We start from the raw sequence: 20,762 nt of genomic DNA on the forward strand, positions 1-20,762 counted from the left end.
TAAACGTGGAGGAGCCGTATGCGATGACCCGCACGTACGGAACTGTGAGAGGCGCATGAATTTTTCATGCGCCTACTCTATTTGAATTATTTTTTTCTAGATAAGTTGTTAACTCTTTAAGATTCTTTCCTTGAAAAGCAACCCCAGCTTGGTCAAATAGGATATAAGCCGGTTCTGTCTTAATTTTAAGCTCTGGATATGCCTTCTGAGCCATTTCGAGCTCAGGTAGACTCAAAATATCATTCACTTTTTCAATGATCTTTTTGTTATCTTCAATTGGATTTTCATTATCCCCGATAACTAGAAGTGAATAGGATTTTTTACTATCAGATAATAGATTAGGATAAGGAAAAGTAGTATTCGTTTCCGTTTTTGTTGATGCCTTCTGTTGATTTTGTTCAGTTGGTTTTGATTCTTCTTTAGTTTCAGTGTTTTGACATCCGACTAACAGGATCAGTCCGAAAACAATAGTCCAAGCGATTCTCTTCATTTGAAATCTTCCTTTGTTGTAATAGAATTCTTTTCTACAACATAGCACAAAATTAGTGCCTTTGTACCGTCTGAATATGGAGGATTGATGAAAAGAAAAGCAGGATAAAATCGTTTCATGTCAAATTAGTAATGAAACTAGCACTTTTGAAGGAGTGGGGAAGATATGAAACAGAGTACTGCAGGAATTGATGCTGGAGGTTCGTTAATCAAAATTGTTTATCAGGAAAATGAGAGAATGCATTTTAAAAAGTTTTCAATTAACCAATTGGATTCAGCCATTTCGTGGATAAATATATCTGCTCCTTCCTTAAAGGTCTCTTTAACTGGTGGAAAAGCAAGTGTGATACAAAAAAAGCATTTTCAAGGAAGTATCGTTATTCCTGAATTTCAAGCAACCTGTGAGGGTGCACGCTTTTTACTGGCACGTGAGAATAAAAGTATCGAAGAAAACTATTTAATCGTAAATATTGGAACAGGGACTTCGTGGCATATAGTGAATGGGGAAAAGGTGGAGCGAATTCTAGGCAGTGGTATAGGTGGAGGCACATTTACCGGTCTTGGTTCATTTTTAACACAAGCACAGGGCTATCAACAGCTTACAATCCTCGCCAATGAAGGAAATAAAGGAAATGTCGATTTGCTTGTTAAGGATATTTATGAATCGTCTGAGAGTCCCATTAATGGTGACTTAACAGCGGCGAACTTTGCAAAAGGTAAAAAACTGAACCATACAGAAGCAGATCGATTGGCATCACTATCTAATATGATAGCTGAAACCATTGTATTGTTAACCTCACAGGCAGCTGCTATTCATCAGGTAAAAAGTGCTGTGATTGTTGGTAGTGCAGTTGTTGGCAATCCTTCATTAAGAATATCTCTAGATTTTTATATGAAAATGGTAGGTTTAACCCCTGTATTTTTAGAAAAGGGAGAATATTCCGGTGCGATTGGGGCCTATTTAACTGTCTAAAAATGTTCTCTTGAACTATGAGATCTTTAAAGATAAAGTAAGAAGGAAGACCCAAAAAAGTAGGTGTAACGGTGGAAAAACGATATTTTACAATTGGCATGGCTGGACATATAGATCATGGTAAAACCTCATTGACGAAAGCATTGACCAATGTGGATACTGATCGATTAAAAGAAGAAAAAGAACGACAAATCTCGATTGAACTCGGATTTGCCCCATTATATGAGGATCAGGAAATTCAAATTTCAGTTATCGATGTACCAGGACATGAGCGCTTTATCCGGCAAATGATTGCTGGAGTTGCTGGAATTGACCTTGTTGTACTGGTTGTTGCAGCAGATGAAGGCGTAATGCCGCAAACAAGAGAGCACCTAGACATCCTAAAATTCTTAGGTGTAAAAAACGGGCTGGTTGCGATTTCTAAAATTGACCGGGTCGATGAAGAATTTATTGAGCTTGTAAAAGATGATATCTTAGAAGAACTAACAGGCAGCGTCTTTGAGTGTGCCCCGTTTGTACTTGTGGACAGCCTATCAAAAAAGGGTATAGAGGAATTAAAAGATTTAATTATCAAAAAGCTCAAAGAACAAGAAATGAGAGATGCAAAAGGGGCTTTCCGCCTCCCCATTGACCAGGTATTTACCGTAAAGGGTCAAGGGACAGTTGTTCGTGGAACGGTTTATGAAGGAACTGTGGAAGAGGGAAAAACGCTTAAGATCATGCCAAAAGGTCTGGAAGTTAAAGCGAGACAGATTCAGGTTCATCATAAGCAAGCACAAAAGGCTTTTGCGGGGCAGCGTACTGCCATCAATCTTGCGGGAGTCTCGAAGGAAGACCTAGAACGCGGAGATGTTTTGGTTTCGTCGGAGCACTTTATTGTTACTAAAACAGTGGATGTAGCGATAAGAGTTGTTGAAGATCTCGATTATTTGGTTAAACAAAGAATGCCAATTAAGCTCCATATTGGAACCACAGAAGTAATGGGACGTATTGTCTTTTTTGATAGAAACGAGATTAAGGAAGAAAACGGTGAAATACTATGTCAGCTTCGTTTGGAGGAAGAAATTCTTACTAAACGAGGTGATCGCTTTATTTTACGACGTCCGAGCCCACAAGAAACGATTGGTGGCGGCTGGGTTATCGATCCGAGAGGAAATAAATATCGATTTGGTAATCAAACGATTGAAGATTTGGAAAAGAAAAAGGTTGGATCACCAAAGGAACGGATTACCGCTGCCATTTTTGAAACAAAAAGCTTAACCTTAGGGGAATTAATAAAACGCACTGCGCTGGATGAAGAAACATTGAATGAGTTTTTGAAAGATGACGATTTTGTTTTATTTAATACGAAAGAGTTTACACTCAAAATGTTAATTAACTCGATCGAAGAAGACATCTATGACCGCCTGCAAGAGTTCCATAAAACACACTCAATGAAACAAGGTATTAATAAGGCTGAGCTATTGCAATCCATGCAAAGGAGGTTCCCAAAATCGCTACTTGATTTCGTTGTTGAAAATGGGATCGCAAATGGGGTATTTAATCGAAAAGAACAGTTTGTTTCGTTACCAAGCTTTGTTCCGGAAGTACCGAAAAGCTGGCAAAAACGGGCTGAAAACATGCTTATGGAATTAAATAAGGACGCGCTAAAGGTTCGTTATTATAAGGACTATTTTTCGGATTCAGGAATACCAGACCATTTAGAGGCGGACCTGAGACGTTTTCTTGAAGAGCAAGAATTAGTAGTCCATTTGGATGAACAATTTGCATATCACGGCGAGGTCTTTAAAGAAGCTGTCGAGAAACTTCGAAGTGGTACCGGAGAAGAGTTTGAGGTGGGCGCTGCGAAAGAAATTCTAGACCTTTCGCGCAAATATATGATTCCATTTTTAGAAAGATTGGATTCTAAGGGGATTACCAAACGAGTTGAAAATAAACGAGTCTGGCAAAATAAGTAAGAAAAACCTCAATCCCGAGAATGGATTGAGGCTTTTTTCTTTTATGAAAGGAACTCCCCAGGATTTAATCCTAGCTCGCGGCAAATATCACTGACCATTTGCATTTCATTGTGGTCAAAATTGCCGTCTGCATACCCAATGGCAATACAGTAGCGAGCAACTAAACGGGCTATTTCTGGTTTTGATCTTATTTTTCCTAATGCTCTGAAGGCTTCCGCTCTGCCAATCATCCGATCTGCTTCGATACGTGAAACAAAGTAATTAAATCTTTGGATGACTTTGGTACTATCAAATACGCGTAGCTCTTCACTGGAATTTACAAATTCAATCATTTTTTGTCGTTCCGTAGCGTCCAGGTACCCGTCTGCCATGGAGACCAATGCACATGCTGCTACCACTGCCTCTAAAACATCCTGGCTCTTGTAACGATTAAACAATTCCTGAGCTTTTCTTTTTGATTGATTTGCCCATTCCGCATAGTCTGTTTGATTTGGGGACCATGTGTTTCCACAGCTGTTACAAGTAAGTTTTAATTGGTTTTTACCAATAAATCCACCTAGCAAACCGACAGGTCCAAGAATTAAACCACCAATTGCTGCTTTACCCAAACCAAATCCCTTTTGCCCTGTTCGGATATTTGATGAGCTACAGCGAGGGCAATGAATATCGTCCCCATATGTACGATTGGTGTTCGGCGCTGAGGTTTGTGTTGGATATCCAAAAGCTGGCTGCGAATAGGAAGATTCCGGCTGTAAATGAATTCGCTGAGGCTGTTGGTTTTGCTGGTATGGGTTAGCACTGTATTGATTTTGATTAAATGAATTTTGGTTGTTAATTTGGTTCTGATTGTTAAATTGATTTTGATTGTTATTTAGTTGGTTCTGATTGTTGTTAAATAAATTTTGTTGAACAGGCGGTGGTGTTGGTATTGGAGTTGGATCATCAACGCTTACCCCAAAATTGCGGCACAAAGCTGCCAGTCCACCTTGAAAACCACTGGCAATCGCATTAAATTTCCATTCTCCGTTATGACGGTAAAGTTCTGCCGCTACAATAGCTGTTTCAACAGTAAAATCTTTGCCAAGGTTAAAACGAAGTAGTTCCTCATTTGTTTGTTCATTAAAGATGCGCACGTATGAATTAGAGATTTGTCCAAAGTTTTGCTGCTTCACTTGTGCGTCATGAATCGTAATCGTAAAAGCAATCCGATGGATGTGGCTAGGAACACTTTGTAAATTAATTCGGATTTGTTCGTCATCCCGTTCGCCCTCACCATTTCGGTTATCCCCACTGTAATTAATCGAGCCATTGCCTCCAGATGGATTATTATAAAAAATAAAATCTTGATCACTTTGAACCTTACCGGTTTGCCCTAATAAAAAGGTGGAGGCATCTAAATCAAAGTTAGAACCATTATGTGCAATATCCCATCCTAAACCAACGACAACATTTTGCAGACCAGGATGTGACTTTGTTAAATCAACTTTTTGTCCTTTACTAAGCGTAACTCCCAAATTTTCCACTCCTTATCATGTTTATTATTCCTATATTCATTTATAAACCTAATTATGTAGAAGATTGAAATTACTTTCAATTATTTCTCTTACTATAACACTACGAGGTAAGTGATGATAAAGTTTCAAAATTAATATTTTTTCATTCCATCTATATTGCAAGTCCTGAAACAGGAAACTAGATCATCCAAGTTTTCTTTAGCGAGAACCATTTTGAAATTATATTTTAAAAATAATTTGAAAAAAGTAGAATAATAATTTATAATTTTAAGAAAATTAAGAATTTCTTAATAGGGGGTTAATTATGAAGTTATATGTATCCGTAGATATGGAAGGAATAACAGGTCTAGTCGACCACACCCATGTCGATTCCAACAAGCATAATTATGAACGGAGCCGAATCATTATGACAGATGAGGCAAACCATGTTGTAACAACAGCTTTTGAGCAAGAGTGGAAGGAGGTAGTTGTTAATGACAGCCATTCCAAAATGAATAATCTGTTAATCGAAAGGCTGCATCCTGAAACACAACTTATTACGGGTGATGTGAAGCCTTTTTCGATGGTTCAGGGCTTGGATGAATCTTTTGATGGAGCCATCTTTGTTGGCTATCATGCCCGTGCTTCTTTAAAAGGAGTAATGTCCCATTCAATGATATTTGGAGTCCGAAATATGTACATTAATGATGCGGCAGTTGGAGAATTAGGGTTTAATGCCTATGTTGCAGGATATTTTGATGTACCTGTGTTAATGGTAGCAGGTGATGATGGCGCTGCAAATGAGGCCAAAAAACTTATTCCCAATGTCACAACAGCTGTAGTAAAAGAGTCTATTTCACGGTCTGCTGCAAAATCTTTAACACCCATAAAAGCAGGACAACTCGTTCGTGAAAAGACCGCTTACGCATTAAGAAATAAAGGAACTGTAAAGCCGCTTACCCCTCCTGATCGTCCCTTGGTAGGAATTGAATTTGCAAACTATGGACAAGCAGAGTGGGCCAACCTAATGCCAGGAACAGAAATCGTACCTGGAACAACGATTGTCCGTTTTCAAGCCAAAAATATTTTAGAAGCGTATCAAGCAATGCTTGTTATGACTGAATTAGCGATGAGAACAACATTCTGTTAGGAAAGGACAAAGCATGAATACATATTTTATCAAACGATTTATTGCCATGATTATTACTCTATGGCTCATTATAACCGGGACATTCTTCTTAATGCACTCAGTACCTGGATCACCTTTTAATGAAGAAAGAACAACCAATGAAGCTATCCAAAAAAACCTCGAAGCTTATTATCACCTAGACGAACCTCTCTTAGTCCAATATGGAAACTACTTAACAGCACTCCTGCACCTAGACCTTGGTCCATCAATTAAAAAATCTTCACAGACTGTAAATGAAATGCTTGGAAGGGGATTTCCGGTTAGTTTTGAACTTGGATTTTATACCCTTATCCTTGCGGTCATCTCTGGAATTACGCTCGGGATTATTGCCGCATTGCGTCATAATGGAGTGATTGACTATCTTTCGATGAGTATTGCTGTCCTAGGGATTTCGATACCAAACTTTGTAATGGCTACGTTTTTAATTGAACAATTAGCGGTTAATTTTCCGATTTTTCCAGTAGCCACCTGGACAAGCCCGAAACATATGGTGCTGCCAACGTTAGCTTTGGCAACAGGCCCAATGGCGATTATTGCGAGGTTAACACGTACGAGTATGCTTGAGGTACTAACACAGGATTATATTAGGACTGCAAAAGCCAAAGGATTATCACCAGTAAAGATTGTTTTCAAACATGCCTTAAGAAATGCTCTTCTGCCAGTTGTGACGGTCTTAGGCTCATTAGCTGCAAGTATTTTAACTGGGACGTTCGTAATCGAAAAAATCTTTGCGATTCCGGGGATGGGAAAATACTTTGTTGATAGTATTAATAACCGGGATTTTCCAGTCATTATGGGTACTACCGTTTTTTATAGTGCAATTTTGATTCTCATGCTTTTTTTAGTCGATCTCGCATACGGAGTATTGGACCCAAGAATCAAACTCCACAAAAAGGAGGCGAAGTAATGGAACTACGTAAACAGGAAGAACGGAATATTTCGCCTGGTGTTCCAGATGAATGGTTTGTCAGGAAGGTACAAAATCAATCAGAAGCAGAAGCTGTCGTAAGACCCAGTCTGTCATACTGGAAGGATTCCTGGTACCGGCTTTTAAAAAATAAACTAGCAATGTCAGGGATGGCTTTCTTGGTTCTGCTAGCTTTATTCGCTATTTTTGGTCCAATTATTTCACCTCATTCGGTAGAAACCCAAAAATTGACCTTACAAAATCTGCCACCATCCAGTGAATTTTGGTTTGGGACGGATGATTTAGGAAGAGATGTGTTTACAAGAACGGCCTATGGTGCCCGTATTTCTCTATTTGTTGGTTTAGTTGCGGCACTCATTGACTTTATTATTGGTGTTGTTTATGGAGGAATCTCTGGTTACAAAGGAGGTAAAACCGATAACCTGATGATGAGATTCGTAGAGATCTTATATGGTCTCCCTTATTTACTTGTTGTTATTTTAGTCATGGTAGTAATTGGACCTGGATTAACAACGATTATCCTCGCGCTGTCGATAACAGGATGGGTTGGAATGGCAAGAATTGTCCGGGGACAAGTCTTGCAAATTAAAAACTATGAATTTGTATTGGCATCCAAAACATTTGGGACAAAAACAGCCCGGATTATTCGTAAAAATCTTTTACCAAATACAATGGGCCCAATCATTGTTCAAATGACCCTTACAATTCCGTCCGCCATTTTTGCGGAAGCTTTTTTAAGCTTCATCGGACTTGGAATCCAGGCGCCGCATGCAAGCTGGGGTGTTATGGCGAATGATGGCTTGTCTACGATTCTATCAGGCTACTGGTGGCGATTGTTTTTCCCAACACTTTTTATATCATTAACAATGTTTGCATTTAATGTTTTGGGTGATGGGCTGCAGGATGCCCTTGATCCGAAACTGAGGAGGTAACATCATGGAAAAAATTCTTCAGGTTAAGGACCTTCAAGTATCCTTTTCAACGTACGGCGGTGAGGTAAAGGCCGTACGCGGGGTCAGCTTTGATTTACATAAGGGGGAAACGCTCGCAATAGTCGGTGAATCCGGTTGTGGGAAAAGTGTAACCTCCCAAAGTATCATGAGACTGATTCCTGATCCGCCAGGGAGAATCACATACGGGGAAATCCTTTTTAATAATATGGACCTAATCAAGTTAAAAGAACCTGAACTGCGGAAAATTCGCGGTGCTAAAATATCAATGATTTTTCAGGATCCAATGACTGCTTTAAATCCAACACTTACCATTGGTGAGCAAATTATGGAAGGAATCATGGAACATGAAAAGATAACAAGGGCCGAGGCTAAAAAGGCTGCTGTTGAAATGCTCCAACTTGTTGGTATTCCTAGTCCCGAAGCACGATTAAAGCAGTACCCCCATCAGTTTAGCGGAGGGATGCGCCAGCGGATTGTGATTGCGATGGCGCTCGTGTGCAGTCCTGACGTGTTAATTGCCGATGAACCGACTACTGCTCTGGATGTAACGATACAAGCACAAATTTTGGAGTTGTTCCGTGATATTCAGAAAAAAACAGGTGTCTCGATTATTCTAATCACTCATGACTTAGGGGTAGTTGCCCAAGTTGCTGATCGAGTTGCAGTTATGTATGCCGGTAAGATTGTGGAAATAGGGAGCAGGAGGGAAATCTTTTATCGCCCTCAGCATCCGTATACGATGGGGCTGCTTCAATCTGTACCACGTTTAGATATTGAAAAAGCTGAATTAGTCCCAATCCCAGGAACACCGCCTGACTTATTTTCACCTCCAATAGGCTGCGCCTTTGCAGCACGCTGTAAGTATTCAATGGAAGTTTGTGAAAGAGTCTACCCGGTTCAATCCTCTCTTAGTAACAATCACCATGTTGATTGCTGGCTGCAGGATGAACGGGCCAAAAAATTGGTTTCAACGTTTGTTTAAATAAAAAACATTTACTAGGGGGAAAAAGATGAAAAAGTTTATTACGATGTTGGTCTCAATTTTGTTGTTATTTTCTTTAGCAGCATGTACAGCAAATAGCGATGCTGGAAGCGAGCCAAAGGATGATGGAAAAGGTGATTCTAAGGAAAAAGCTGAAAAAGTCCTATATCTTAACAACGGACAAGAGCCTACATCCTTTGACCCGCCAATCGGTTTTGATGCTGTATCATGGAATGCTTTAAACAATATCATGGAAGGTTTAACCCGTTTAGACGAAAATCACCAGCCAAAAGCAGCAACTGCAGAAAAATGGGATGTATCAGAGGATGGGAAAACCTATACCTTCCACATCCGTGAAGATGCAAAATGGTCCAATGGTGATGATTTAACTGCAGGTGACTTTGTATTTGCATGGAAACGGCTTTTGAATCCAAAAACAGGGTCTGGAGCAGCATTTTTAGGCTATTTTATTGAAGGTGGAGAAGCCTTTAATACAGAAAAAGGAACAGCAGACGATGTTAAAGTAAATGCTGTTGATACGAAAACGTTTGAAGTAACGCTTACAAGTCCACAGGCTTATTTCTTAAGTGTTATTGCTAATCCGGCGTTTTTCCCAATCAACGAAAAAGTAGCAACTGCCAATCCAGAATGGTTTTCTGAAGCGGACTCGTTCGTAGGTAATGGTCCATTTACATTAGCGGAATGGAACCATGATAGTGATTTCACAATGGTAAAGAACGACAAATATTGGGATGCCAAAAATGTAAAATTGGATAAAATCCATTGGGCGATGGTTGATGATACCAATACGGAATATCAAATGTTCAAGACAGGTGAGCTTGATACTTCGGACGTTCCTGCAGATTTAGCCGATTCTTTATTTAAAGAAGGCGACGTGAAAGTAGAGGATCAAGCAGGTGAGTATTTCTATCGTTTTAATGTAAATTTGGAACCTTTCCAAAATGTTAATATCCGTAAGGCATTTGCAATGGCGGTTGACCAGAAGCAGATTGTAGAACTAGTTACAAAAAATAAAGAAAAGCCTGCTTATGGTTTTGTTTCCTACGGCTTTAAGGACGCATCAGGCAAAGACTTCCGTGAAAAAAATGGTGATTTAATTAAAACGAATGTAGAACAAGCGAAAGAGCTTTTGAAAAAGGGAATGGAAGAGGAAGGATATACAACACTTCCTGAAGTTACCTTAACCTATAACACTCTTGATTCACATAAGAAAATAGCTGAGGCTCTTCAGCAAATGTTTAAAGAAAATTTAGCTGTTGATGTTAAGTTGGCAAATATGGAATCAAATGTATTTGCAACAGACCAAAAAGCATTAAAGTTCCAATTGTCACGCAGTTCATTCCTAGCAGATTATGCAGACCCTATCAACTTTGTGGAAAACTTCCAAACGGGACATTCTATGAATCGTACAGGATGGAGCAATGCAGAATTTGACCAATTGGTTAAGGATGCAAAAAATGAAGCGGATGAAAAGAAGCGTTTTGAATTAATGTACCAAGCTGAAAAGATACTCTTTGAAGAAGCACCGATTATTCCAATTCACTTCTATAACCAAGTGTATTTACAAAATAAAGCTGTAACAGGAATCGTCCGTCATCCAGTTGGATACTTAGAATTAAAGTCCGCGGATAAAAAGTAAATCAAGGAAAAGGGATGTTCGCTTGAACATCCCTTTTATCCTAATAATCTAGACTGATAGAAAGGCAGAAAGGGTGTTTTGATGAGATTACTAAAGCCAAACCGTCTAATCAAAGGGGATACAGTTGGAGTCATTGCTCCGGCTAGCCCGCCAAACAAAAAAAATCTCGAAAGCGGAATAGAGTTTTTAAAGGGATTAGGGCTGCGGGTAAAGGTTGGCAAGAGTGTAGAAAAAATCTATGGCTATTTAGCAGGATCCGATCAAGAAAGGCTAGATGATTTACATGCTATGTTTCTCGATTCTGAAGTGGAGGCCATTTTTTGTGCATGTGGTGGCTATGGAACTGCGAGATTGGCAGCAAATATAGAATACGAAATGATTAAAGCAAACCCCAAAATTTTCTGGGGTTATAGTGATATTACTTTTTTACATACTGCTATTAGGCAAGAAACAGGTCTGATAACCTTTCATGGACCAATGCTGGGATCGGATATTGGTAAGGAGGACGTACATCCATTATCAAAAGAAGGTTTTCAGCAATTATTTGAGCCAACTGACGTAGTTTATTCCAAACTTTTTTCTTCTTTGGAAACATTGGTTGAGGGTGTTGCTAGTGGTGAGCTAATTGGCGGGAATTTATCGCTATTAGTCAGCACCCTTGGAACTCCATATGAAATAGATACGAAAGAGAAACTCTTATTTATTGAAGATGTGAATGAAGAACCGAGATCGGTAGACCGGATGCTGAATCAACTCAAAATGGCTGGAAAGCTAGATGATGTAAATGGCATCGTTATTGGTGATTTTTGTGATTGTACATCAAAAAGGGATCCTTCTTTAACACTCGAAGAAGTCATTAACCATTATGTCCTGTCGGCCAATAAACCGGCATTAAAAGGATTCTTGATGGGACATTGTAATCCACATGTATCCATTCCCTTGGGAGTTCAGGCTACCTTAAATACGAATGAGAAAAGATTAATAGTTGAAAGTGGAATTGTCTAAAGGGGGAAAAAAGATGATTATTAAGGAAATTGAAACATTTCGTGCAGCCGTTCCGCTCATCAAACCTTTTAAAACGGCATTAAGAACGGTAACAACAGCAGAAGCGATTTTTGTGAAAGTAAAATGTGATAATGGAATTACTGGCTGGGGAGAGGCACCACCGACCGTGGTCATTACGGGTGATAGTCTGTTAGGTATTGAATCAGCGATTATCCAGATCATTAAACCTTTTCTAGAAAATAAAAGTCTCCTAAACTATGAATTAATTTTTCAAGGACTAAAAACAATCATGGTAGGAAATACAAGTGCGAAAGCAGCGATTGATATGGCTATATATGATTGTTTATCCCAGTTTTGCAGACTTCCGCTTTACCAGTTCCTTGGCGGGCACAAGAAAGAGCTGGAGACAGATTTTACCGTTAGTGTGAATGGTCCTGAAGAAATGGGTGACGATGCTGTATCCTATATTCAAAAAGGGTTTAATGTTCTAAAGGTAAAGGTTGGGAAAGATGATATCTCCAAGGATTTAGAGCGAATCAAGGAAATTAGAAAAAGAGTGGGCAATGCTATAAAAATACGGTTGGACGCCAATCAAGGCTGGACCGCAAAGGATGCGATTCGGACCATTCGCAAAATGGAGGATAGTGATTTACGAATAGAATTAGTCGAACAACCTGTGAAAGCGGACGATCTGGAGGGGCTTAAACAAGTTACCGATTCGGTTGATACGATGATTATGGCAGATGAAAGTGTATTTACACCCAAACAGGCATTCCAAGTTTTAAAGACGAGAAGTGCAGATTTAATTAACATTAAGCTGATGAAAGCGGGAGGAATCTATCAAGCTCAGATTATCAACCAGTTAGCTGAAACTTGTGGTGTAGAGTGCATGGTTGGCAGCATGATTGAAACACGCCTTGGGATTACGGCTGCCGCTCATTTTGCGGCAAGCAAACAAAATATAACTCGATTTGATTTTGATGCACCACTCATGCTGGCGAAGGAAATAGTTGATGGAGGTATTCATTATAATAATAGATTCATCACACTTCCAGATTGTCCAGGCCTTGGAATAAAGCATGTAACGATAGAAGGAGGGGTAACGGTTGGATAAACGACTTGTAAACGTCCCGGTAGCTACTGTCTGGACATCTCATAATTCTGCACGAGAATTGGATGTGGCAGCTATCAGCAATCCGGTCGATATCGATCGATGGTTAGAAGGTTTAACATTTGAAACAAGACTTGGTTTGTGCGAACAAAACCTCGTCCAAACCCAGCTTTTATATGGCGAAGAGGTCGTCGTAATCGAAGAGATTGAGAATTGGGTCCATGTTATCATCCCGGATCAACCAACATCAAAAAATGTAAAAGGCTATCCTGGCTGGGTTCCCTCATCTCAATTGGTAAAATGTCCATTGGACTGGAATATAAAAGAAGGTCCAGTTGTTGTAGTAACGAATCCGAAAACAGTTTTATATAAAGAAACAAAAATGGAACTTTCTTATCAAACCATCCTCCCACTAATAAAAGAGGCGGATGGGAAGGTTATTGTAAAAACTCCTGATGGGACAGGTTTACTGAGCTCAGAACATGTTACCCTTTCTGAATCTCTAACCAATCGCTTTAAAGGCAATGGAACTGAAATCGTTTCCGATGGTGAAAAATTTCTTAATCTTCCATACTTATGGGGTGGAATGAGCAGCTACGGATATGATTGCTCAGGTTTCAGCTATACCATGTGTAAAGCAAATGGGTATATCATTCCCCGTGATGCACATGACCAAGCAAATGCAGGGGAACAAGTCAGTACAGAAGAAATAAAACCAGGTGATTTGCTCTTTTTTGCCTATGAAGAAGGAAAGGGTAGGATTCATCATGTTGGAATTTATTATGGTGACGGAAAATTACTCCATTCCCCAAATACAGGAAAGACGGTTGAAATTATTTCATTAGCAGGAACAATCTATGAACGAGAACTTTGTGCAGCAAGGCGCTATTGGGTTGAGACGGAGGCATAGAATGGTGAAATTATTACAAGTAAACAATTTGAAAAAACATTTTCATTTAGGAAAAAATGAAATCTTAAAAGCGGTGGATGGTGTTTCCTTCCATATCAACAAAGGGGAAACCTTTGGGATTGTGGGTGAATCAGGTTGTGGGAAGTCTACTGCTGGGAGAACCATTATTGGACTCTATGACCAAACCGAAGGAGAAGTTATTTTTAATGGAAAAAACATTCATACTTTGAAGTCCAAGGAAAGACATAACTTTCACCGGCAAATGCAGATGATTTTTCAAGATCCGTATGCATCATTAAATCCTAGATCAACAGTAAGAGAAATCATATCCGAGCCCATGGAAGTTCATGGCTTGTACCCTAATAAACAAGACCGACTAAAACGTGTCTATCAATTACTAGAGGATGTTGGGTTAAATCGCAATCATGCCGATCGCTATCCACACGAATTCAGCGGTGGGCAGCGTCAGAGGATTGGCATAGCCCGTGCTCTCGCATTAGATCCAGAGTTTATTATCGCAGATGAACCGATATCTGCTCTTGATGTGTCAGTCCAGGCACAAGTTGTGAATTTATTAAAACGTCTTCAGAAGGAAAAAGGGTTAACATATCTATTTATCGCCCATGACCTTTCAATGGTGAAACAAATAAGTGATCGAATTGGGGTTATGTATTTAGGGCATTTAGTTGAGTTAACAGATAGCAGTGAGTTGTATAAGAAACCGATGCATCCATATACTCAGGCGTTGTTGTCTGCGATTCCGATTCCAGATCCTGACATTGAGGATCAGCGAGAACGGATTATTTTAATGGGAGAGCTGCCAAGCCCAATTAATCCACCAAGCGGCTGTGTCTTCCAAACACGCTGCCCTATGGCGATGGAGGTTTGCTCTGTTGAAAAACCAAACTGGAAGGAAGTAGAAGTAAACCATTTCCTAGCATGTCATTTATATGATAAAAACAAAACTGGTGACCATGATTATTCACAGGTTGCAGTTACTAGGTAGACTATGGAGATATTAAAAGAAAAAATTCGTGAAGAACTCAATGAATTTGAAGGGAGGATCGGCTTAGCAATAGAAATTGAAGACGCTGGTAATTTCTATATCGATAACGAAAAAGTATTTCGTTCGGCAAGTTTAATAAAGATTCCCATTTTACTAGCAGGGCTCGGGAGGCATAAGATAGGCGAACTAGACTTAGAACAACTGATTCACATTTCAAAGGAAAATAGAGCAGGCGGATCAGGGATATTATATGCACTATCTGATCAGTTATCATTGACAGTGAAAGACTTAATGACCTTGATGATTATCGTTTCAGATAACACAGCCACCAATATTCTGATTGATTTATTGGGGATGGATGAAATCAATGCTTTTATAAAAGAAATCGGATTTGAACACACTAAGTTAAACAGAAAAATGATGGATTTTGCTGCAATTGAAAAAGGAATGGACAACTTTACAAATCCGAGAGAAATGATTCATTTCCTTAAATTGTTGAATGAAATAAACGATATTATTGGAATCACAGGACCTCCAATTGCGTATCATGCATTAAGACATCAGCAATTTAGGGATAAGCTCCCGGCAATGGTGAACCTAGAAAAGATCACTGTAGTAAATAAAACCGGGGAACTTCCGAGTGTTGAGCACGATTGTGCTATATTTGAATATCAGGGCAGAAAAGGCTATGTCGCTGTTTTGACGGACAGTTTCATCGATCAAAATGCTGTAAAACAAATCATCAGGAACATTGGAAAACATATTTCTGATTTTTTCATTCGACACACAAAGATTTGCTGGAATAGTAAGTAATGATACTGATTTGGGTGCACCGAATCAGTTTTTTAATAAAAGAAATGTTTTACCCCGTATCTTTTTTCCATTTTGAAACGTTTATAGGTTAGAGAGTGTTAAAGGAGTGAATAAAATGTCTAATGGTTTTAGTCAGATCACAAGGGAAGACCAACAACAGGAAAATAAGACAGGTGATTTTTTTTGGATAGAGTATTATCCAAAACTACAGCGATATTGTCACTTTTTAGCCCAAAATAAATGGGATGGCGAAGATATCGCTCAAGAAGTTTATTTGAAAGCTAAGAAATATTCCACTGCCAAGCATAAGATGACCTCAGCTTTGGTAAATAAGATCGCTTACAATCATTGGATTGATGTGGTTCGAAAAAGAAAAAACGAATCAACCCATATAAATCATGATTTTTCTAGTCATTTAGCAGCAAGTCAGCTGGATGATAGGTTGAATTCGGTCGAATTATTGCTAAAGCATTTCACACCAAAGCAAGCCGTCATTTTTATGCTCAAAGAAGCATTTCAATACCAATCAAAGGAAATTGCAGCTATTCTTGGGACAACAGAAATGGCTATAAAGTCCAATTTGAATCGTTCTAAAAAACGTCTTGAAAAAATAAATGAAACGGATCGCTGCTTCCCTATGGAATTATTTTGGGATGAAGATGAACGCGAGAAATTAGCTGATTTATTTAATGAATCGTTAAAAGTCCAAGATCCTAGCGTTTTAATTGATTCACTTTCATCATTCAAAAGTGTTATGGATATTCCACAGCTTGTTTCAAGGAATATTGGATCGTTTAAAACTCACACTCCTTCAAGCACTCTCTGTATGGCTGCTTAGCCAATATCTGCTTTCAAGGAGGATTTATCAATGAGTACAATTCCTTATGTAATAGAACAATCTAATCGTGGTGAACGTTCCTACGATATTTATTCACGATTATTAAAAGATCGGATCATTATTATCGGTGATGAAATTAATGATCACACGGCGAACAGTGTGGTTGCTCAATTATTATTTTTAGCAGCTGACGCACCTGATAAAGAAATTTCACTTTATATTAATAGTCCCGGAGGCTCCACATCAGCCGGTTTTGCCATTTATGATACCATGCAATACATTAAGCCGGATGTTCGAACGATTTGTACAGGGATGGCAGCATCATTTGGGGCGATGTTACTGCTTGCTGGAACGAAAGGGAAACGGTATGCCTTGCCAAATAGTGAAATTATGATTCACCAGCCACTTGGAGGCGTAAGGGGGCAGGCAACTGAAATCGAAATATCTGCAAGGCGTATCTTAAAGCTAAGAGAACATATTAATCAAATAATTTCCCAGAGGACGGGGCAGACTGTTGAGAAGGTAGCAAACGATACAGATCGAGATTACTTTATGAGTGCCGAAGAAGCAAAAGCGTATGGAATTATTGATGAAATTCTATACCCGAAAGCATAAATTTGAAAAAAGTTAAGCAAAATAACAGGAAAAAGGTTAGCGAACTGTAAGAATATCCCTTTTGAGTATTCAAAAGGGATATTCTTACAGAAAAAACAGCTGACCTTTTTTATATTGACACCTTTTATAACATGCAATATAGTTAAACAAGTGAATAGTTTAACAGTTTAACTAATTTTACAAAGTGAGGTGAAATGGACAATGGATAAAAAGACCATTCAGGAACTAATAGACCGGTATGTGTCCGTTTCTTTTGTTGTCAATAAGAAAGCAGAGTCTTTACTTAAGTGTCAGATAGGAGAGGATTTAACCACTGACCAGCACTATATTTTAAGTTACATTCAACAATCTCATGAGTGCACCTCATCAGAATTGGCAGAGGCATTTGATGTGAATAAAAGTGCGATTACGGCTATTATCAACAGAATAGCTGACAGAGGTCTAATTGAAAGAACGCGTGATGAAAACGATAGGAGGGTTGTTTATTTAACATTGAGTGATAAAGGAAAAAAACTGCACCAAAAAACCCAAGAAAAGGTGCACCTTTTGGTAGAGTCATTTATTACTCAATTTGATGAAACAGAAATTACAAACTTTATTAATACGTATGAAAAATTAGCCCTAATATTAACCAACATGAAAAAGGACGAAGAGGGGGATAACTCGTGAGATCGATTATAAAAGGAAAATGGTTTGTCCTTACTGCATGGGTAGCAATTATTGCGGTGCTCTTTATGGTAGCACCAAATATGGAAAAGCTTGTCCGGGAAAAGGGACAAATCAGCGTTCCGGAAGGTTATTCTTCCACTCTAGCCGAGGAAATTTTAAATGATGTCCAGTCAAGTGAAAATAGCGGGAATGATTTACAAACAGCATTAGTTTTCCATAGTGACAAAAAATTAACGGAAGATGACTTTTCAAAGGCAGAAATAGCTATTACTCAGCTGGAAAAGAATAAGAGTGAACTGGGTATAACCTCTATTCTTACTCATTTTAATCAAGAGGAATTAAAGGAACAACTTGTATCAGAGGACGGAAAAACGATCCTTGTTTCCTTGAATGTAACCGCAGATGGTCGTGAAGGAAAAGAAATTACGAATGATTTGTATGAAGCACTAGATAATGTGGAATTAGCCCACTATTATACTGGTAACTGGTTGATCTCAGAGGATCTTGTAACAAACTCTCAAGAAGGTCTAAAGAAGACCGAAGGAATTACTGTTGTTTTTATATTGGTTGTGCTATTACTTGTGTTTAAATCAGCTGTGGCTCCTATAATTCCATTAGTAACGGTAGGCTTCAGCTATTTAGCTGCGCAGTCAATTGTTGCTATTTTAGTAGATAAGGTCAATTTCCCCTTATCAACCTTTACACAAATATTCTTGGTTGCTGTATTGTTTGGGATTGGAACCGATTATTGTATTTTGCTGCTTAGTCGTTTTAAAGAGGAAATGTCTAAGAATGATAGTGTAGTAGAGGCTATTGTTATTACTTACAGTAATGCCGGAAAAACAGTTTTCTTTAGCGGATTAGCGGTTATGATTGGTTTTGCTTCCATCGGTTTTTCAACCTTTGTGCTTTATCAGTCAGCAGCTGCCGTAGCGATCGGAGTAGCTTTATTGCTTGTAGGATTGTTTACAATTGTCCCGTTTTTTATGGCTGTGTTAGGCAAGAAACTATTCTGGCCATCAAAAGGGAAGCTGGAGCATGGTGAAAGTAAATTTTGGGGATTTGTTGGCAGTTTTGCTTTAGCACGTCCTTTAATTGCGCTGATCATTGTTGCTGCTATTTCAGTTCCAGCATTATTTACGTATGATGGAGATTTATCGTTTAACTCACTTGAAGAAATCGGTGATGAATTCAATTCGATTAAAGGATTCAATATTATTTCTGACGGATTCGGACCTGGTGAATCCATGCCTACACAAATTGTCATTAAAAATGATGACAAAATGAATACGTCAGAATACATTGCTCTCACAGAAAAAATTAGTCAAGAGCTTAATAAAATCAGCGATGTGGATGCGGTCCGCTCCGTTACACGTCCGACTGGTGAAACCATTGACAATTTCTATATATCGGAGCAAGTAAAAAGTCTAGAGGACGGTCTTGGTCAGGGGAATGATGGAATTCAAAAGATTAGTAGTGGTCTTGCCGAGGCAGGCAGCCAGCTCGCAGCTAATCAACCCAAAATGGGAGAGGCTACCGATGGAATCAGTCAATTGATTACCGGCACAAGCCAGTTACAAACGGGAATGGGAACCATCCAAGATAACCTTGCAAAAATTGAAGGTGGATTAAAACAAGGTGCAGCAGGTACCACGCAAGTGAAAGAAGGACTAGAGGTTATAAAGACTAAATCTGCCGAAGTATTGGCTGGCAGTAAACAGTTGCTTGAAGGATACAAACAGGCAGCTGGGGGATTAAATACACTTGCAGGAAACTACGATCAAGTTGCGAATGGCGTTAGTGGATTACAAGATACATTAGCGGCAACAAATCAATATTTTACTAATCTAGAAAGTGATTATAGTGATATTGGGCAAAATAAAAACTATCAAGCTATTAAAATGACCATTCAAGGTTCTCAGGCAGCAACTGCAGAATTAGCAGGAAGCTTGAATCAATTGAATTCAGGTTTAAAAGGTGCTCAGGATGGTATCAGTTTTGCTAATAGTAAATTCTCAGAAGCCATCGTTGGTCAGGAAGCACTCGTGAAAGGAATGGAGGATCTCTTAAAAGGTCTAACAGAGATTGAATCAGGACTTTACACGATGGGAAATGGCCAAGGACAAATTGTTGATGGACTTCCTCAATTTTCAAATGGTCTAAGTGGATTGAATAACGGTCAGCAGCAGATTTTAACAGGCTTTCAGGACATGAGCGGTCAAATCACTCAGCTGACAGATGGGTTAACGCAAAGTGCGGATGGATTAAATCAAGTCTCTGATGGTTTGGAGTCAGCACAGGAGTACCTAGCTGGAGTATCTAAGCAAGAGCAAAATGGTTTTTATATTCAACAGGATGTACTTGATGGCAAAGACTTTGAGCAAGTATTAAATACCTATATGTCAAAAGATCGTAAAGTAATGACGATTGACGTGGTCTTTAATAAGAACCCGTATTCCAATGAAGCTCTTAATACAGTTCCTGAAATTAAGGAAACAGTTGAGCGGGTGGTAAAGGATACAAAGCTTGAGAATGCAGAAATAGCAGTAGGCGGAGTATCAAGTATGCACCATGACCTTGATAATATATCAGAGGCCGATTATTCACGAACTGTGGTGCTTATGCTGATTGGGATTACGATCATTCTAATCATTCTGTTCCGTTCCATTATTATGCCTTTATATCTGATTGGTTCATTAATCTTAACGTATTTTACTTCTATGGCACTTGCAGAAGTATTGTTTGTAAATGTGTTAGGCTATTCAGGCATAAGCTGGGCAGTTCCGTTTTTTGCGTTTGTTATTTTAATAGCACTCGGAATTGACTATAGTATTTTCTTAATGGACCGATTCAATGAGTTTAAACATATGCCAGTAGAAACAGCGATACTCATTTCGATGAAGAAAATGGGAACAGTTATTATCTCTGCAGCAGTCATTTTAGGCGGCACTTTTGCTGCGATGATGCCAGCTGGTGTTTTATCATTGCTTCAAATTGCGGCCATTCTATTAATCGGACTTTCACTCTATGCCCTCGTGATTCTGCCGTTGTTTGTCCCAGTCATGGTTAAAACATTTGGAGAAGCCAACTGGTGGCCGTTTAAAAAGAATAACGATACAGTTGTAAATGATCATTCAACTCATATGTAAAAAAAGCAGCATGCTGAAGTT

Annotated in this window: 18 protein-coding genes; 16 read left to right on the forward strand and 2 right to left on the reverse strand. The window is 38.9% G+C overall.

What is annotated here, in order from left to right:
• Positions 1–64: 64 nt before the first annotated feature.
• Positions 65–490 (reverse strand): hypothetical protein, encoded by a 426-nt coding sequence (locus TR08_RS02820; protein WP_045515606.1) that lies wholly within the window; start codon positions 488–490, stop codon positions 65–67.
• A gap of 165 nt (positions 491–655) precedes the next feature.
• Here TR08_RS02820 and coaW point away from each other — a divergent pair, with 165 nt between their 5' ends.
• Positions 656–1,462: a type II pantothenate kinase gene (gene coaW / locus TR08_RS02825; RefSeq protein ID WP_045515608.1), complete on the forward strand. Its 807-nt coding sequence runs from the start codon at positions 656–658 to the stop codon at positions 1,460–1,462.
• Positions 1,463–1,533: 71 nt separating this feature from the next.
• On the forward strand, positions 1,534–3,420 hold the full coding sequence (gene selB, locus TR08_RS02830; protein WP_081954325.1) for a selenocysteine-specific translation elongation factor: 1,887 nt from the start codon (positions 1,534–1,536) through the stop codon (positions 3,418–3,420).
• Between the two features lie 41 nt (positions 3,421–3,461).
• On the opposite strand, the gene TR08_RS02835 is transcribed toward selB, so the two are convergent.
• Entirely contained in the window at positions 3,462–4,934 is a 1,473-nt protein-coding gene (locus TR08_RS02835; RefSeq protein WP_045515610.1) for a TerD family protein, read from the reverse strand.
• A 304-nt stretch (positions 4,935–5,238) separates the two neighbouring features.
• Here TR08_RS02835 and TR08_RS02840 point away from each other — a divergent pair, with 304 nt between their 5' ends.
• The 14 genes from TR08_RS02840 (at position 5,239) to TR08_RS02905 (ending at position 20,741) form a co-directional block, all read left to right on the forward strand.
• A complete protein-coding gene (locus TR08_RS02840) occupies positions 5,239–6,063 on the forward strand; it encodes a M55 family metallopeptidase (protein ID WP_045515612.1) in 825 nt (274 codons plus the stop codon).
• A 13-nt stretch (positions 6,064–6,076) separates the two neighbouring features.
• Positions 6,077–7,009, forward strand: a complete 933-nt coding sequence (locus TR08_RS02845) for an ABC transporter permease (RefSeq protein WP_045515614.1) — start codon at positions 6,077–6,079, stop codon at positions 7,007–7,009.
• Positions 7,009–7,962 carry an ABC transporter permease gene (locus TR08_RS02850; protein WP_045515616.1) on the forward strand — a complete coding sequence of 318 codons (954 nt, stop codon included), beginning with the start codon at positions 7,009–7,011 and terminating at the stop codon, positions 7,960–7,962. The genes TR08_RS02845 and TR08_RS02850 overlap by 1 nt, the downstream gene beginning before the upstream one ends.
• Before the next feature lie 4 nt (positions 7,963–7,966).
• Positions 7,967–8,965 carry an ABC transporter ATP-binding protein gene (locus tag TR08_RS02855; RefSeq protein ID WP_045515617.1) on the forward strand — a complete coding sequence of 333 codons (999 nt, stop codon included), beginning with the start codon at positions 7,967–7,969 and terminating at the stop codon, positions 8,963–8,965.
• Between the two features lie 28 nt (positions 8,966–8,993).
• Complete coding sequence (locus TR08_RS02860; RefSeq protein ID WP_045515619.1) at positions 8,994–10,625, forward strand: peptide ABC transporter substrate-binding protein; 1,632 nt, start codon at positions 8,994–8,996, stop codon at positions 10,623–10,625.
• 81 nt (positions 10,626–10,706) lie between these two features.
• A complete protein-coding gene (locus TR08_RS02865; protein WP_045515620.1) occupies positions 10,707–11,630 on the forward strand; it encodes a S66 peptidase family protein in 924 nt (307 codons plus the stop codon).
• 13 nt (positions 11,631–11,643) lie between these two features.
• The gene (locus TR08_RS02870) at positions 11,644–12,744 is read left to right on the forward strand and encodes a mandelate racemase/muconate lactonizing enzyme family protein (RefSeq protein WP_045515621.1); all 1,101 of its coding nucleotides are present in this window, start codon (positions 11,644–11,646) and stop codon (positions 12,742–12,744) included.
• Positions 12,737–13,651, forward strand: coding sequence for a C40 family peptidase (locus TR08_RS02875; RefSeq protein WP_045515623.1), 915 nt, complete (start codon positions 12,737–12,739; stop codon positions 13,649–13,651). The genes TR08_RS02870 and TR08_RS02875 overlap by 8 nt, the downstream gene beginning before the upstream one ends.
• Before the next feature lies 1 nt (position 13,652).
• Complete coding sequence (locus tag TR08_RS02880) at positions 13,653–14,657, forward strand: ABC transporter ATP-binding protein (protein WP_045515624.1); 1,005 nt, start codon at positions 13,653–13,655, stop codon at positions 14,655–14,657.
• A 3-nt stretch (positions 14,658–14,660) separates the two neighbouring features.
• A complete protein-coding gene (locus TR08_RS02885) occupies positions 14,661–15,470 on the forward strand; it encodes a serine hydrolase (RefSeq protein ID WP_045515625.1) in 810 nt (269 codons plus the stop codon).
• Between the two features lie 115 nt (positions 15,471–15,585).
• Complete coding sequence (locus tag TR08_RS02890) at positions 15,586–16,308, forward strand: sigma factor-like helix-turn-helix DNA-binding protein (RefSeq protein WP_045515627.1); 723 nt, start codon at positions 15,586–15,588, stop codon at positions 16,306–16,308.
• 30 nt (positions 16,309–16,338) lie between these two features.
• Positions 16,339–16,923, forward strand: coding sequence for an ATP-dependent Clp endopeptidase proteolytic subunit ClpP (gene clpP, locus TR08_RS02895; protein ID WP_045515628.1), 585 nt, complete (start codon positions 16,339–16,341; stop codon positions 16,921–16,923).
• A 201-nt stretch (positions 16,924–17,124) separates the two neighbouring features.
• On the forward strand, positions 17,125–17,592 hold the full coding sequence (locus TR08_RS02900) for a MarR family winged helix-turn-helix transcriptional regulator (protein ID WP_045515630.1): 468 nt from the start codon (positions 17,125–17,127) through the stop codon (positions 17,590–17,592).
• Entirely contained in the window at positions 17,589–20,741 is a 3,153-nt protein-coding gene (locus TR08_RS02905; protein WP_045515631.1) for an MMPL family transporter, read from the forward strand. Before TR08_RS02900 ends, TR08_RS02905 begins: the two co-directional genes overlap by 4 nt.
• Positions 20,742–20,762: the final 21 nt, after the last annotated feature.

The organism is Neobacillus niacini (assembly GCF_000759675.1).
Classification (GTDB): domain Bacteria; phylum Bacillota; class Bacilli; order Bacillales; family Cytobacillaceae; genus Neobacillus; species Neobacillus niacini_A.